This window comes from Nonomuraea longispora (assembly GCF_004348345.1).
GTDB lineage: Bacteria > Actinomycetota > Actinomycetes > Streptosporangiales > Streptosporangiaceae > Nonomuraea > Nonomuraea longispora.
This window is the reverse complement of the sequence record NZ_SMJZ01000002.1, coordinates 99,886-114,861: the sequence shown is the minus strand read 5'-3', so window position 1 is coordinate 114,861 and position 14,976 is coordinate 99,886. Positions and strand designations below refer to the sequence as shown.

11 protein-coding genes are annotated in these 14,976 nt (G+C 71.3%); 6 read left to right on the top strand and 5 right to left on the bottom strand.

The window, feature by feature from the left end; genetic code table 11:
• The first annotated feature begins 57 nt into the window (after positions 1–57).
• Complete coding sequence (locus E1267_RS01320) at positions 58–1,308, top strand: class I SAM-dependent RNA methyltransferase (RefSeq protein WP_132328777.1); 1,251 nt, start codon at positions 58–60, stop codon at positions 1,306–1,308.
• A 25-nt stretch (positions 1,309–1,333) separates the two neighbouring features.
• Here E1267_RS01320 and E1267_RS01315 read toward each other — a convergent pair whose 3' ends face one another.
• The 4 genes from E1267_RS01315 to E1267_RS01300 are packed head-to-tail and all read right to left on the bottom strand — an operon-like array spanning position 1,334 to position 5,233.
• Entirely contained in the window at positions 1,334–1,933 is a 600-nt protein-coding gene (locus E1267_RS01315; protein ID WP_132328775.1) for a response regulator transcription factor, read from the bottom strand.
• 31 nt (positions 1,934–1,964) lie between these two features.
• Positions 1,965–3,068 (bottom strand): sensor histidine kinase, encoded by a 1,104-nt coding sequence (locus tag E1267_RS01310; RefSeq protein ID WP_132328773.1) that lies wholly within the window; start codon positions 3,066–3,068, stop codon positions 1,965–1,967.
• A complete protein-coding gene (locus tag E1267_RS01305; RefSeq protein ID WP_132328771.1) occupies positions 3,065–4,180 on the bottom strand; it encodes a sensor histidine kinase in 1,116 nt (371 codons plus the stop codon). Before E1267_RS01305 ends, E1267_RS01310 begins: the two co-directional genes overlap by 4 nt.
• Positions 4,181–4,228: 48 nt before the next feature.
• Positions 4,229–5,233, bottom strand: a complete 1,005-nt coding sequence (locus E1267_RS01300; RefSeq protein ID WP_132328770.1) for a glycoside hydrolase family 18 protein — start codon at positions 5,231–5,233, stop codon at positions 4,229–4,231.
• Between the two features lie 118 nt (positions 5,234–5,351).
• On the opposite strand from E1267_RS01300, the gene E1267_RS01295 reads away from it, so the two are divergent.
• Genes E1267_RS01295 through E1267_RS01280 form a run of 4 tightly spaced genes read left to right on the top strand, consistent with a single transcriptional unit; the run spans position 5,352 to position 11,800 of the window.
• Positions 5,352–6,269 (top strand): LLM class F420-dependent oxidoreductase, encoded by a 918-nt coding sequence (locus E1267_RS01295; RefSeq protein WP_132328768.1) that lies wholly within the window; start codon positions 5,352–5,354, stop codon positions 6,267–6,269.
• Positions 6,270–6,311: 42 nt separating this feature from the next.
• Positions 6,312–7,886, top strand: coding sequence for a 3' terminal RNA ribose 2'-O-methyltransferase Hen1 (locus tag E1267_RS01290; protein ID WP_132328766.1), 1,575 nt, complete (start codon positions 6,312–6,314; stop codon positions 7,884–7,886).
• Positions 7,870–10,344 carry a polynucleotide kinase-phosphatase gene (locus E1267_RS01285; protein ID WP_132328764.1) on the top strand — a complete coding sequence of 825 codons (2,475 nt, stop codon included), beginning with the start codon at positions 7,870–7,872 and terminating at the stop codon, positions 10,342–10,344. The genes E1267_RS01290 and E1267_RS01285 overlap by 17 nt, the downstream gene beginning before the upstream one ends.
• Positions 10,345–10,399: 55 nt before the next feature.
• Complete coding sequence (locus E1267_RS01280) at positions 10,400–11,800, top strand: sugar porter family MFS transporter (RefSeq protein ID WP_132328762.1); 1,401 nt, start codon at positions 10,400–10,402, stop codon at positions 11,798–11,800.
• A 56-nt stretch (positions 11,801–11,856) separates the two neighbouring features.
• Here the strand turns inward: E1267_RS01280 and E1267_RS01275 are convergent, their stop codons facing one another.
• The gene (locus E1267_RS01275) at positions 11,857–12,669 is read right to left on the bottom strand and encodes a CAP domain-containing protein (protein WP_165959412.1); all 813 of its coding nucleotides are present in this window, start codon (positions 12,667–12,669) and stop codon (positions 11,857–11,859) included.
• A gap of 509 nt (positions 12,670–13,178) precedes the next feature.
• Between E1267_RS01275 and E1267_RS01270 the strand changes: the two genes are divergently transcribed.
• On the top strand, positions 13,179–14,936 hold the full coding sequence (locus E1267_RS01270) for an ABC transporter substrate-binding protein (protein WP_132328758.1): 1,758 nt from the start codon (positions 13,179–13,181) through the stop codon (positions 14,934–14,936).
• Positions 14,937–14,976: the final 40 nt, after the last annotated feature.

Here is a 14,976-nt window from a genome sequence, read left to right as displayed (position 1 = left end):
CGGCGCGGCCCCCCCGCCCGTGACGGCCGCCCGCGCCGGCGCACATAGGGTGTCGGTGTGGAACAGGCATCTCTCGAGCTGACGGTAGGTCCGGTCGCCCATGGCGGCTGGTGTGTGGCACGCCACGACGGGCGGGTGGTCTTCGTGCGCCATGCGCTGCCCGGCGAGAGGGTGATCGCACACGTCACCGAGGAGACCACCCGGTTCCTGCGGGCCGACGCCGTGGAGATCCTCGATCCGTCGCCCGACCGGGTCATCCCGCCCTGCCCCTTCGCGGGGCCCGGGCGCTGCGGCGGCTGCGACTGGCAGCACGCCACGCTGGAGGCGCAGCGGCGGCTCAAGGCGCAGGTCGTGGCCGAGCAACTGCAGCGGCTGGCGGGCATCGAGCGCGAGGTCGTGGTCGAGGAGGTGCCGGGGGCCGAGGACGGACTCGGCTGGCGCACGCGGGTGCAGTTCGCCGCGCTGCCCTCCGGCGAGCTGGGCTTCCGCCGCCACCGCTCCCACGCGATCGAGGTCGTCGACGCCTGCCTGATCGCCCATCCCGAGGTCGAGGCGGTCGCCGCCGAGGAGCACACCTGGCCGGGCGCGTCCGGCATCGAGGTCATCGCCTCGTCCCAGGGCGACCGGGCCGTGGTCGTCAAACCACGGCCCCGGCGCAGCGTCACCGTGCCCGACCTCGAAGTGCCCGCCTCCGTCCTGCTCGACCAGGGCAAGGGCCGCACGGTGCCGAGGCGCGGGTCGGGCGTGTTGCACGAGCAGGCGGGCGAGCGCCGGTTCCGGGTGGCGGGCAGCGGCTTCTGGCAGGTGCACCCCGGGGCCGCCGAGACGCTGCTCGACGCGGTGCTGGCGTACGCCGCGCCCGAGCCGGGGGAGTGGGCGCTCGACCTCTACTGCGGGGTGGGCCTGTTCGCGGCCGGCCTGGCGGAGGCCGTGGGACCCGAGGGGGCGGTGTTCGGGCTGGAGTCGGAGGAGTCCGCCGTCCGTGACGCCCGCGCCAACCTCCGCGACCTGCCGCAGGCGCGCGTGGAGCGGGGGCGCGTCGAGGACGCGCTCGACCGGTTCGAGATCGAGCGGGCCGACCTCGTCGTGGTCGACCCGCCCAGAGCGGGGCTGGGGCGGGAGGTGGTGACGCGCGTCGCGTCGCTGGAGGCGCTGCGCATCGTGTACGTGTCGTGCGACCCGGCCACTCTTGCCCGCGACCTGGCCTGGCTGGCGGAGCGCGGCTACACGCTGGCGGACCTGCGGGCCTTCGACGCCTTCCCGATGACCCATCACGTGGAGTGCGTCGCGCTGCTCGTACGGGCGTAGGCCGGGCGGCTGGGGCCTCAACGGGTCACAGCCAGCCCATGCGCTGCGCCGTGCGGATGGCCTCAAGGCGGTTCTGCGCGTTGAGCTTGGTCATGGCGCTCGACAGGTAGTTGCGTACGGTGCCCTCGGTCAGGTGCAGCTCGCCCGCGATCCTGGAGATCGTGGCCCCGTCGCCGGCCAGACGCAGCGCGTCGCGCTCGCGCTCGGTCAGCGGGCTGTCGCCGGCGGCCATCGCCGCGGCGGCCAGCTCGGCGTCGAGGTAACGCCCGCCCGCCTGGACCTTGCGGATGGCCATGGCCAGCTCCTCCGCCGAGGCGTCCTTGCCGAGAAAGCCGCTCACGCCGGCCGCCATGGCCCGGCGCAGGTAACCGGGGCGGCCCAGGCTCGTCAGGATGACGATCTTGCACGCGGAGCTGATCTGCTCGGCGGCGCTCAGACCGTCCATGCCCGGCATCTCGATGTCGAGGACGGCCACGTCAGGCCGGTGCTCGGCCACCGCGGCCACCACCTCGTCGCCCCGGCCCACCTGGGCCACGACCTGGATGCCGTCCTCCAGGTCGAGCAGGGCCGCGATGGCGCCCCTGACGAGGTGCTCGTCGTCGGCGAGCAGCACGCGGGTGGTCATGAGAGCCTCCTCGTACGCGGCACGCGCGCGGTCATGCCGGCACCGCCGCGCGCAGCAGGTAGTGTCCCTCGCGGGTGGGTCGCGCCTCCAGGGTGCCGCCCGCCGCGCGTACGCGCTGGGCCAGCCCAGCCAGGCCGTTCGGCGCATGCGCGCCCACCGGCCCGTTCACCCCGTCGTTGGACATCTCCAGCACTCCGTCCTGGATGATGATCGTGCAGCGTTCGGCCTTGCTGTGCTTGAGCACGTTCGTCGCGCCCTCGCGTACGACCGTGGCCAGCAGCGTGCGGGTCTCGGGCGACAGCGAGGAGATCTCGGCGCGCACGGTGCAGCGTACGTCCGCCGCCTCCAGCACCGCCCGCACGCTGGCGAGGACCTCGTCCAGGTCGATCGCCCGGTAGCTCTGGACGACGTTGCGCACCTCGCGCAGCGACCGCCTGGCCAGGTCGCGCACCTCGAACATCTCGGGAGCCGCCTCCTGCCCGGAGCGCAGGGTTCGCTCGGCGTGGGCGGTCCTGGCCGCGATGTCGGTGAGGCTCTGCCCGAGCAGGTCGTTGAGGTCGCGGGCGAAGCGCAGGCGTTCCTCCGACACCGCCAGCCTGGACAGCGCCTCCTGCCCTTCGTGCGCCTCCTTGGTCAGGTGCCAGAGCCGCAGGTGGGCCCACACCGCGCCGACCGAGATGACGGTGATCAGCACCTGGACGAGCAGCAGTTCGGGGAGGAAGGCGTTGGCCAGTGTCACGTACAGGTTGGTGACCACGATCGACGCGACGGACAGGGCGACGACGGTCCTCCTGCGGGCGAACGTCGCGACCATCCCCAGCCACGTCGCGGTCGCCCAGAAGACCGGGACGAACGACAGGAGCAGGACGATCACCCCGGCCACGGCGATGATCGCCGTGGGCCGCTTCCCGCCCCTGACGGCGATCCTGAACGGCCGCGTGCTCAGCACGACGAGAGTCAGCAGCAGCAGGGCGGCGGTCGCGGCCAGCTGCCAGGGCAAGCCCTGCTGCCATCCGAAGTACAGCTGGACGAAGCCGACGAGGGCCACAACCATGAGCGTGTCGGAGGAGCAGACGATCAGCCAGCGGGCCTTGTCGAGCTTCGTCGCGTTCCGCATCCGGGTGATCGCCCTCACGACGGCACCGCCGCGCGCAGCAGGAACTCGCCCGACCTGGTGGGCGCCGCGGAGAACGAGCCGCCCGCCGCGACCAGCCGCTCCGAAAGGCCGCGCAGGCCGTTTCCCGGCGTGCCCGGCAGGCCGTTCACGCCGTCGTTGACCATCTCCAGCACGCCTCCGTCGATCGTGATGGCGCAGCGGGTGGCCCTGCTGTGCTTGAGCACGTTGGTGCCGCCCTCGCGCACCGCCCACGCCAGCAGCGTCCTGGCCTCGGGCCCCAGCCCGTCGGCTCTGGCCCGGATCTCGCACCGGGCGCCCGTGGCCTCCAGGGCGACGCGTACGCCGTCGAGCTCCTCCTCCAGGTCGAGCCGCTGGTAACCGTGCACGGCCTGCTGCACCTCGGCCAGCGACTCGCCGGCCAGTTCGCGTACGGCGGCCATCTCGGCGGACGCCCTCGCGGCGTCCTTGGTGGCCAGCTTGGCGGCCAGCTCGCTCTTCAGCGTGATCACGGCGAGGCTGTGGCCGAGCAGGTCGTGCAGGTCGCGGGCGAAGCGCAGCCGCTCCTCCGCGACGGCCAGGCTCGCCTTCGCCTCGCGGCTCTTGTGCGCGTCCCTGATCATCCACCAGAGCCAGCGCCACAGCAGCATGGCCGCGATCAGGACGACGGCCACGGCGGTCTCGCTGAGGAGGATACCCGGCCACGCCTGGCCGGTCGTGTGGGCGAGGAACACGGTGGACATGGCGACCGAGGCCGTGCCCAGGCAGACCGTCGCCCACAGCGGCAGGTAGAGCGCGGCGGCCGACAACCACAGGGTGACGCTCTCCCAGCGCAGGCTGGCGATGTCGCCGTTGTGCGGCATGAGCACCAGCATGCCCAACGCGAACACCGCCGCGAGCGCCAGCTTGGGCGTGGGCCTCGGCCGGTGGTCGAAGGCCTGCCTGAGGAGGAAGGGATAGAGCCCGAAGAAGCCGAGCAGGCACATGAGGACGGACGCCCCGCGGGCGACGGAGATCGTGCCGGCCGCCGTCTCGGCGATGGTGAGCGCGGCGAACACCACGGCCATGCCGGCCATGACGGCGTCCATCCAGTAGATGAGGAGCTTTCTGGCCATGTCGGGACGTGCCGCCATCACGCCCTCCTCTTGCTGACAATCCTCACCGCTTCCCGGGATCCTATTTCAGGACAACGCTCGCGAGAGAATCCGTGAGACGCCCTGCGACGGCTCCGCGCCGCGCAGCGACAACCAGGCCAGCCGGTGGCGGGTGGCGTACGCGGCCAGGGTGCGGGCGTCGGACGCGCCGAGGTCGGAGCCCCTGGCCAGCACCGGGGTCAGCGCGATGCGCTCCCACGCCTCGCCGGGATCGTCCACCCCCTGCGCCCGCGCGATCTGGACACGGGCGGCCCGCACGGCCGTCGCCACCCTGCCCAGCCGGCCGCGGTGGGCCGCGCGCCGTTCGAGAGGGGCCAGCAGGTTGACGGTGCCGATGTCGGCGCCCGCCCGGCGGGTCGTGCGCAACATCGCCACGTCGGCGGAGCTCAGCCCGCCCGGCCTCAGCGGCAGGGTGAAGCTCACCCGCAGGTCGCGCTCCTGCTGCAGGGCGTGGATGGCGCGTGCCCTGCGCAGCACCGCGGCCTTGTCGGCGCTGTCGCGGACCTCGAAGTCGACGGCGCCGGCGTCGTACGCCCCGATGATCCGGCGGTAGGCGGTGGCGAGCCCGCCGGGACGGGTGCAGGCCGTGGCCAGCGCGCGCCCGCCAGATCCGCCGAACACGAGCGCGGCGTCGCCGCCCAGCGCCCTGAGGCGGCCGATCGGCTTGCCGGGGGCGGGGGAGCCCGTCCACGTGGGCACGCAGCCGTCGCCGGCCGCCCCGGCGTCGGCGACGAGGTGGCCGAGCGCGTAGCGGCGCACGCCGGTCCGGCGTGACGACGCGGGAAGGTCGAACTCGGGCTCGCGGGCGGTGTCGACGAACGCCACGAACGTCGTCGGCGGCTCCTCGGCCACCACGGGCGACAGCGACGGCGACGGCGACGGCTGGGCGACCGGGGTCGACGGCTGCGGAGGGGACGATCGACCCGACGGAAGCTGGCGGATCGCCGCGCCGGTGCCCGCGACGAGCGCGAGCGCCGCCAGGATCGCCAGAGGTCTCGGGAGCAGGCCGGGCTCCCTGGTGTGCCGCGGCATAGGCCACCCCGTGTGTTCGGTCGGCTACGTACAGCGCTGGCGGCTGCACGTTACCAACCATGGCGGCGCGGCGCGGCCATTTTCGGGTTCGCGTCCGTTGTGTGCGGATAATGTGGGCATGAAGCTGCGGATCTTCACCGAGCCCCAGCAGGGCGCGACATATGACGACCTGCTCACCGTCGCACAGGCGACCGAACGCCTGGGTTTCGACGCTTTCTTCCGGTCTGACCACTACCAGCGCATCGGCCCCGGCGACCCGGGTCCCGGCTCGACCGACGCGTGGATCACACTCGCCGGCCTGGCCAGGGAGACCTCCAGGATCCGGCTGGGCACGCTGGTGAGCCCGGCCACGTTCCGGCTGCCGGGGCCGCTGGCGATCAGCGTGGCCCAGGTCGACCAGATGAGCGGAGGCCGGGCCGAGCTGGGCTTCGGCACCGGCTGGTACGACGGCGAGCACGCCGCGTACGGCATCCCGTTCCCGCCCACGGGCGAGCGTTTCGCGCGCTTCGAGGAGCAGCTCGAGATCATCACGGGCCTGTGGACGGCGGAGAAGACCTACTCGTTCGAGGGCAGCTACTACCGGCTCGCCGACTCTCCCGCCCTGCCCAAACCCGTCCAGCGGCCCAGGCCGCCGATCATCATCGGCGGGTTCGGCGCCAAGCGCACGCCCCGGCTGGCGGCGACGTACGCCGACGAGTACAACGTGCCGTTCCGCACCCTGGCCGAGACCAAGGACGCCTTCGACCGGGTACGCGAGGCGTGCGAGAGCACCGGGCGCTCCGTGCTGCTGTCGGCGGCGCAGACCACGATCGTGGGAGCCGACCGGGCGGAGGTCGAGCGGCGCGCGGCGGCCATCGGCGAGAAATCCGACACCCTCCGAGAGAGAGGCCTGGCCGGCACCCCGGCCGAGGTGACGGAGAAACTCGCCAAGTTCGGCGAGCTGGGCGCGGAGCGGGTCTACCTGCAGATCCTCGACCTCGCCGACCTGGAGCACCTGGAGCTGATCGCGGCCGAGGTGCTTCCGCGCGTGGCATAACCGGTTGGCGGACCTTCGCGTGGTTACGGCACACTTGGGCGGGTGCTGTTGACGATCACCACCACCGCGAGGCCCGCCACCGATCTCGGCTTCCTCCTGCACAAGCATCCCGAGCGCGTGCAGGAGTTCGGCCAGTCGTTCGGCACGGCCACGGTGTTCTACCCCGAGGCCGGCGGCGAACGCTGCACCGTGGCGCTCATGCTCGAGGTCGACCCGATCGCGCTGGCCAGGTCGCGGGGCAAGGGCTCGCCCGACTTCAGCCTGTCGCAGTACGTCAACGACCGCCCCTACGCCGCCTCCTCGCTGCTGGCTGTGGCGCTGGCCGACGTGTTCCGCACCGCGCGGGCCGGCCGGTGCGGGGCCAGGCCCGAACTGCCCGGCACGGCGCTGCCGCTGGAGCTGCGGCTGCCGGCGCTGCCCTGCCGGGGCGGGCCCGACCTCGCGCGGCGGTTGTTCGAGCCGCTCGGCTGGGAGGTGGCCGCGCAGCCGATCGTGCTCGACGCCGGCTTCCCCGAGTGGGGGGAGTCGCGTTACGTACGGCTCACCCTGAGCGGGTCCGCCCGCCTGGCCGACGCGCTCAACCACCTGTACGTGCTGCTGCCGGTGCTCGACGACGGCAAGCACTACTGGATCGCGCCCGACGAGGTCGACAAGCTGATCAGGGCCGGGGAGGGCTGGCTCCACGGGCACCCGGAGCGCGGCCTCATCACCCGGCGCTACCTGGGGCGGCGCTCCACGCTGACCCGCACCGCGCTGGCGCGCCTGGCCGAGCTGGGCGACGAGACCGAGGAGCAGCTGGAGCCCGCCGTCGAGGAGGACGCGCCCGCCGGGATCACAGCCGCCACCGAGGCCGCCACCGAGGCCGCCACCGAGGCCCCGGCCGCCGAGGGCCGGGCCGCCGAGGGCCGGGACGCCCGGCCGCAGACCGGCGTCGACGCGGCGCAGGACGCCGTACCGGCGGAGGGGCCGGGCGCCGAGGGGCCCGGGGGCGCGGTCGGCGAGCCCAAGGGCAGGCCCCTCAGCGCGCGGCGGCGCGAGGCCGTGCTGGCCAGGCTGGAACAGCTCGGCGCCGCCAGCGTGATCGACCTCGGATGCGGCCACGGCGAGCTGGTCGGCGCGCTGCTGGCCCGCCCCCGGTTCGCCAAGGTCGGCGGCATGGACGTCTCGTCGATGGCCCTCACCATCGCGGCCCGCAAGCTGCGCCTCGACCGCATGCCCGACAGCAGGCGCGCCCGGCTCACCCTGTTCCAGGGCGCGCTCACCTACACCGACAAGCGGCTGTCCGGCTACGACGCCGCCGTGCTCATGGAGGTGATCGAGCATGTCGACCCGCCCCGGCTGGCCGCGCTCGAACGGGTGGTGTTCGCCCACGCCAGACCGGCCCACGTGCTCGTCACCACGCCCAACATCGAGCACAACGTCCGCTACGAGTTCCTGACCGGGCTGCGTCACCCCGACCACCGCTTCGAGTGGACCCGCGCCGAGTTCGCCGCCTGGGCCACCCGGGTGGCGGGGGAGCACGGCTACCAGGTCGGGTTCGAACCGGTCGGCGACGACGACCCCGAGGTCGGTCCGCCCACCCAGATGGGAGTGTTCACCCGTGATCAGCGTTCCTGAGCTCTCCCTCGTGGTGCTCGTCGGCGTCTCCGGCAGCGGCAAGTCGACGTTCGCGGCCCGGCACTTCGCGCCCACCCAGGTCATCTCCTCCGACTTCTGCCGCGGCCTGGTCGCCGACGACGAGAACGACCAGTCGGCCACCCCGGCCGCGTTCGACCTGCTGCACCACATCGTCGGCGTGCGCCTGTCCAGGGGGCTGTTGACCGTCGTCGACGCCACCAACGTCCAGTACGCCGCCCGCAGGAGCCTCATCGACCTGGCCCGGCAGCACGACGTGCTGGCCGACGCGATCGTGCTCGACGTGCCGGAGGAGGTGGCCATCGAGCGCAACGCCTCCCGCCCCGACCGTGACTTCGGCGCCGGCGTGGTGATCAGGCAGCGTAAGGACCTGCGCCGCTCGCTCGGCAAGATCTCGCGCGACGGCTTCAGGAAGGTCCACGTGCTGCGCGGCCTCGACGAGATCGAGGCCGCCACGATCGGCTACGAGAAGGCGTGGTCGGACAAGACGGAGCTGACCGGGCCGTTCGACATCATCGGCGACGTCCACGGTTGCCGCTCGGAGCTGGAGACCCTGCTGGGCGAGCTCGGCTGGGTGCGCGGCCCGCAGGGGTACGCGCACCCCGGGGGCCGAACGGCCGTGTTCGTCGGCGACCTGGTGGACCGCGGGCCCGACACGCCGGGCGTGCTGAGCCTGGTCATGGACATGGTCGAAGCGGGCACCGCGATCTGCGTGATGGGCAACCACGAGCAGAAGCTGGTGCGCGCGCTGAACGGGCGCAAGGTCAAGGTCGCCCACGGCCTGCAGGAGTCGCTGGACCAGCTCGCGGCGCAGCCGCCCGGGTTCGCCGAGCGGGCCAAGACGTTCATGGACGGCCTGCTCAGCCACTACCGCCTCGACGGCGGCCGGCTCGTCGTCGCGCACGCGGGCCTGAAGGAGGCCTACCACGGCCGCGCCTCGGGCCGGGTGCGCGCGTTCGCCCTGTACGGCGACACGACCGGCGAGACCGACGAGTACGGCCTGCCGGTCCGCTACCCGTGGGCCGACGACTATCGGGGCCGGGCCATGGTGGTCTACGGCCACACGCCCACGGTCAGCCCCGAGTGGGTGAACAACACCATCTGCCTCGACACCGGCTGCGTGTTCGGTGGCCACCTGACGGCGCTGCGCTACCCGGAACGCGAGATCGTCCAGGTCCCGGCAGAGAAGGTGTGGTACGAACCGGCAAAGCCGCTCGGCGCCGCTCACGTACGCGATCCCGGCATGCTCGACATCAACGACGTGATCGGCACCCGGCACGTCGAGACCAGGTTCGGTCCCCGGGTCAAGGTCATGGAGGAGAACGCGGCCGCCGCGCTGGAGGTCATGAGCCGGTTCGCGGTCGACCCGCGCTGGCTGGTCTACCTGCCGCCCACCATGGCGCCGCCGGAGACCTCCACGCTGGACGGCTACCTGGAGCACCCGCACGAGGCGTTCGAGGAGTTCGCCGCCGCCGGGGTGCGTGAGGTCGTGTGCGAGGAGAAGCACATGGGCTCGCGGGCCGTCGCCGTGCTGGCCAGGACGCCGGAGGTGGCGGCGGCCCGCTTCGGCGTGACCGACGGTGGCGCGGGCGCGGTCTTCACGCGTACGGGCCGGCCGTTCTTCGCCGACACCGAGCCCCTGGTGACCCGGTTGCGCGAGGCGTGCGAGCCGCTCTGGGCGGAGCTGGGCTCCGACTGGGTGGTGCTCGACTGCGAGCTGCTGCCCTGGTCGGCGAAGGCGGGCGAGCTCATCAGGTCGCAGTACGCCTCCGTCGGAGCGGCCGCCCGTGCCGCGCTGCCCGAGGCGGTGGCGGCCCTGGAGGCGGCGGCCGGTCGCGGGCTGGAGGTGCACGGCCTGCTCGACCGCACCCGGCGCCGCGCCGGCAACGCCGCACTGTTCCGCGACGCGTACGCGCGTTACTGCTGGCCGGTCGACGGGCTGGAGGGCATCAAGGTGGCGCCGTTCCAGATCCTGGCCTGCGAGGGGAGGGCCACGGCGCTGGAGCCGCACGCCTGGCATCTGTCCACGCTGGGGCTGCTCGACTCCCCGCTGATCGCCAGGACCGAGCATGTCTTCGTGACGCTCGACTCGCCCGAGTCCAGGGCCGCGGCCACCGCGTGGTGGGAGTCGATGACGGCGACGGGCGGCGAGGGCATGGTGGTCAAGCCGGCCGTCCACACGCCGGGCCGGGTGCAGCCGGGGGTCAAGGTGCGAGGGCGCGAATACCTGCGGATCATCTACGGCCCCGACTACACGGAGTCGCTCGACGTGCTGCGCAGGCGCTTTCTCGGCAAGAAGCGCTCGCTGGCGCTGCGCGAGTACGCGCTGGGGCTGGAGGCGCTGTCGCGGCTGGCCGACGGCGAGCCGGGATGGCGTGTCCACGAGCCGGTCTTCGCCGTGCTGGCTCTGGAGTCGGAGCCGGTCGACCCCCGCCTGTGACGGGCATACGTGGGTGATCTGCGGGTAGTTCCCCGGGCCCGGGGGAAGGACCTGCATGGCTACTCAGCGCACTCATCAAGAGCATCTGAGCCACGTCGTGTTCATCACGGCGGCGGCGGCCGTGGGCGGGTTCCTGTTCGGTTACGACAGTTCGGTCATCAACGGCGCGGTCGTGGGGATCCAGAACCACTTCCGCGTCGGGGCGTTCGAGATCGGGTTCGTGGTGGCGATCGCGCTGCTCGGCTCGGCCGTGGGCGCGTGGATGGGCGGCCGGCTGGCCGACCGGCTGGGACGCACCCGGTCCATGCAGGTGGCGGCGGTGTTGTTCGCGATCAGCTCGATCGGGCAGATGCTGCCGTTCACCGTCTGGGACCTGGGGTTCTGGCGGATCGCCGCGGGGTTCGCCATCGGCATGGCGTCGGTGCTCGGTCCCGCGTACATCGCCGAGGTGGCCCCGGCCGCCTACCGCGGGCGGCTGGGCTCGTTCCAGCAACTCGCCATCGTGCTTGGCATCGCGGTCTCGCAGCTGGTCAACTATGTGATCGCCAGCATCGCCGGCGGCAACGTCAACTATCATCTCGGGCCGCTGCAGGCCTGGCAGTGGATGCTCGGGGCATGTGTCGTACCCGCCCTGCTCTACCTGCTGTTCGCCCTGACCATCCCGGAGTCGCCGCGTTATCTGATCATGTCGGGACGGAGCAGGAAGGCCCGCGAGGTGCTGGCCGAGGTCGAGGGCGACGATGTCGACCTCGACGCGCGGGTGGCGGAGATCCAGCACGTGCTGCGCACCGAGAAGGTGCCGGGGCTGAAGGACCTGCGCGGGCCCACGCTCGGGCTGCTGTCGATCGTCTGGATCGGCATCATCCTGTCGGCCTTCCAGCAGTTGGTCGGCATCAACGTGATCTTCTACTACTCGTCCGTGTTGTGGCAGTCGGTCGGCATCAACCAGTCCGACTCGCTGCTGATCAGCTTCTCCAGCTCGATCATCAACATCATCGGCACCTTCATCGCGATCTCGCTGGTCGACAAGATCGGCCGCCGGCCGCTGCTCATGATCGGCTCGGCCGGGATGGCGATCTCGCTCGCCACCGCGGCGTGGGCGTTCAGCGCGGCGCGGCTGGTGGAGGGAGAGGTGTCCCTGCCCAACCCGCAAGGGGCGATCGCCCTCGTGGCGGCGAACGTGTTCGTGCTGTTCTTCGCGCTGTCCTGGGGCGTGGTGGTCTGGGTGCTGCTCGGTGAGATGTTCCCCAACCGCATCCGCGCCGCCGCCCTGGGCGTCGCCGCCGGGGCGCAGTGGATCGCCAACTGGCTGATCACGGTGTCGTTCCCGGCGCTGTCGGAGTGGAACCTGTCGCTCACGTACGCCGCGTACGCGCTGTTCGCCGTGCTTTCCTTCCTGTTCGTCGCCAAGTGGGTCAAGGAGACCAAGGGCCGCAAGCTGGAAGAGATGGGCTGAGACGGCGTGGCCGGGGCAGGCGACCCCGGCCACGTCCGTGTTCGCCGGCGGGGGAATCACTTCGTGACGAAGTCCTGGGTCCAGTAGATCCGGCCCTGGCCGTCCTTCTTCGCGCCGACACCGATGAGGTTGTACCGGCAGTTCATGATGTTGGCCCGGTGGCCGGAACTGTTCATCCAGGCCCGCACCACGGACGCGGCGGAGGGCTGGCCCCAGGCGACGTTCTCGCCCCACGCCCTGAACCCGGTCAGGCCCGCCGCCTCGATGCGCTGCTGGAGGTCGGGGCGGCCGGGGAGCTTGTGCGCCATCTTGCCCTGCTCGGCCATGTCGGATGAGTGGCCGAAGGCGGCGGCACGGAGTTTCTGGTCGTGCCTGAGCGGTTCGCAGCCGCCCTTGGCGCGTTCGGCGTTGGTCAGCCTGACGACCTCGTTCTCCACGGTCGTGCCCACGGAGCCGGAGGACGGGGGCGGTGTCGACGGTCTGGAGGCGGCGTCGCCCGGGGAGCAGGTCAGCTTCGCGGCCTTGGACTTGACGGTGTGGCCGCGGTAGTCGGTGGCGAAGGCGTAATAGGTGCCCGGACGGCAGCCCGCCTTCAGGGTGATGCGGCCGTCCCTGGTCGCGCCGCTCTTGACGACCGGATCCCGGCCCGGCACGGCGCGCTTGATGCGGATGCGGAGGAGCGCGGGGCCGGAGCACCCGCGGCGCACGGCGAACGCCGTGATCTTCTGTGCCTCGCTGTCGAGCCGGGGCTTGGCCACGCTCACCCGGCACGCGGCCTCGGATGTGGTGGCGGCCTGCGCCGTGCCGAGCGGCGCGCCCAGCGCCGCCACGGTCACGAGACCGGCGATTACCCCAAGGGGTCTACGCATAAGGGTGTGCCTCCAGTTGCGATAGACGCTGGATGGGACCGCATTCTGGCGGGAAAGCGACCGATTTGTCATCGAATCGCGATAAATGCAGGTAAACCGGGGTGGCTCCAGGGACGTCAGTGGCGATCACGTATTCCTGTGGGAGGAGTGCCCCGGCCGGGCCGCCGATTGAACCGGTTAGGCCCTGGTCGCCGGCAGCGGCGCATCGTCCCTGGACGCGTACGGCTCCGCAGGCATACGGCTTCCGGGGCACGTCTCGAAAGCGTCACGGCCCTTGACGTAACCGTCACCAGGAATTTACGTTCGCGGTACTTATCCGGTTCAGCGGGCCTTGACGGCCTGTGAGTCATGAAGAAGTGATGATCGCTCACCGGCCGACGGGCGGAAGCGCGTTCGCCTTACCCTTGGGAGCGCTCCCAAGGGTTGCGGCCCCGTCCGCGGCCGGCTCGTCGGGGTGTCCAGCAGACGTGCGAACCTTCGCGCCTGAGCGCGGAGGAAGGAGAGAAGCGATGCGTATCCGGGCTCGGATCCTCATCCCGCTCGTGGCGGCCGGCCTGCTGGCCACGGCCTGCACCGGCGGCGGATCCACGCCGAACCCCCCGGCCACACAGCCGCAGGGCCAGGCCGGCGCGGCCAGCGCCGACCCCGATCAGCTGCCGCGCAACGAGACCCTGTACACGACCGGCACGCAATGGGGTCCGCCACTGAACTACAACCCCATCCGGGAGTGGGACTCCGCTGTTGGCACCAAGGGCCTGGTGTACGAGACGCTGTTCCACTACGACACCAACGCGGCCAAGCTCGTCCCGTGGCTGGCCGAGAGCGGCTCCTGGACCGACGACACCACCTACGAGCTCAAGCTCCGTGACGGCGTCAAGTGGTCCGACGGCCAGCCGTTCAGCGCCAAGGACGTCGTCTACACCTTCGAGCTCGGCAAGATGGAGACGATCCCCTTCCACAACCTCTGGAACTGGCTGGAGAGCGTCAAGGCCACCGACGACCGGACGGTGACGTTCACCTTCTCCAAGGCGAACTACCAGGAGTGGGACTACATGCTCTACAGCCGGGCCATGGTCCCCGAGCACGTCTGGAAGGACCGCTCGGAGAAGGAGGTGCTCGACGGCACCAACGACAACCCGGTCGCGACGGGCGCGTACACGTTCATGAGCAAGGACCAGGACCGCGTGGTCCTGCAGCGGCGTGACGACTGGTGGGGCAAGGGGGCACTCAACCTGGACCCCAAGCCCCGCTACATCGTCGACATCGCCACGCCCAGCAACGAGGTCGCGATGGGCATGCTGCTGCAGAAGGGCCTCGACCTCAGCAACAACTTCCTGCCCGGCGTGGCCAACCTGGTGCAGGGCAACTTCGGCCTGACCACCTACTACAAAGAGCCTCCGTTCATGTTGTCGGCCAACACCGCCTGGCTGGTGCCCAACACCACGAAGAAGCCGATGGACGACCCCGCCTTCCGCAAGGCGCTGGCCTCGTCGATCGACGTCAAGAAGATCGTGGAAAGCGTGTACGGCAACCTCGTCAAGGCGTCGAGCCCGACCGGTCTGCTCCCGCAGTGGGACACGTACGTGGACCAGAACGTGGTCTCCTCCTCCGGCTTCGCCTTCGACACCGGCAAGGCCAAGAAGCTGCTGGCCGACGCCGGCTACAAGGACGGCGACGGCGACGGGTTCGTGGAGAACAAGGACGGCTCCAAGATCAGCCTGACGCTCATCGTGCCGTCGGGCTGGACCGACTGGATGGAGTCGGCCCGGTCGATCGCGGCCAGCGCCAAGACCGCCGGCATCCAGATCACGCCCGACTTCCCCGACTTCAACGCCCTGGTGGAGAAGCGCACCGAGGGCGACTTCGACCTGCTCCTCAACAACGAGCGCCAGCTGTCCAACTCGCCGTACACCTACTACGAGTACATGTTCCAGCTGCCGGTCAGGAAGCAGCAGAACACGGTCAACTTCGCCCGCTACGAGAACGAGAAGGCCTGGGACCTCGTGCAGCAGCTCGACCAGGTCAGGACCGACGACACCGCCGGCATGCAGAAGGTCATCTCGCAGCTCCAGCAGATCCACTTCGACGACATGCCGATCATCCCGCTCTGGTACAACGGCCTGTGGGCGCAGCACAGCACCAGCGTGTGGAAGAACTGGCCGTCCGCGGAGGGCAACGCACCCAAGACCGGCGCCGTCATGTGGCGTAACTGGTTCGAGCTGGGCGGCTTCGAGACGCTCACCCAGCTCCAGCCCGCCGGCTCCTGACCTCTGACCGTCCGCCCCTCCGCCCGCTCGCGGCACAGTC

Bases quoted from the DNA above. Each gene is read 5' to 3' on its own strand.
- E1267_RS01315 (WP_132328775.1), bottom strand. From the start codon at position 1,933: ATGACCACCCGCGTGCTGCTCGCCGACGACGAGCACCTCGTCAGGGGC.
- E1267_RS01305 (WP_132328771.1), bottom strand. From the start codon at position 4,180: ATGGCGGCACGTCCCGACATGGCCAGAAAGCTCCTCATCTACTGGATG.
- E1267_RS01300 (WP_132328770.1), bottom strand. From the start codon at position 5,233: ATGCCGCGGCACACCAGGGAGCCCGGCCTGCTCCCGAGACCTCTGGCG.
- E1267_RS01295 (WP_132328768.1), top strand. From the start codon at position 5,352: ATGAAGCTGCGGATCTTCACCGAGCCCCAGCAGGGCGCGACATATGAC.
- E1267_RS01280 (WP_132328762.1), top strand. From the start codon at position 10,400: ATGGCTACTCAGCGCACTCATCAAGAGCATCTGAGCCACGTCGTGTTC.
- E1267_RS01275 (WP_165959412.1), bottom strand. From the start codon at position 12,669: ATGCGTAGACCCCTTGGGGTAATCGCCGGTCTCGTGACCGTGGCGGCG.
- E1267_RS01270 (WP_132328758.1), top strand. From the start codon at position 13,179: ATGCGTATCCGGGCTCGGATCCTCATCCCGCTCGTGGCGGCCGGCCTG.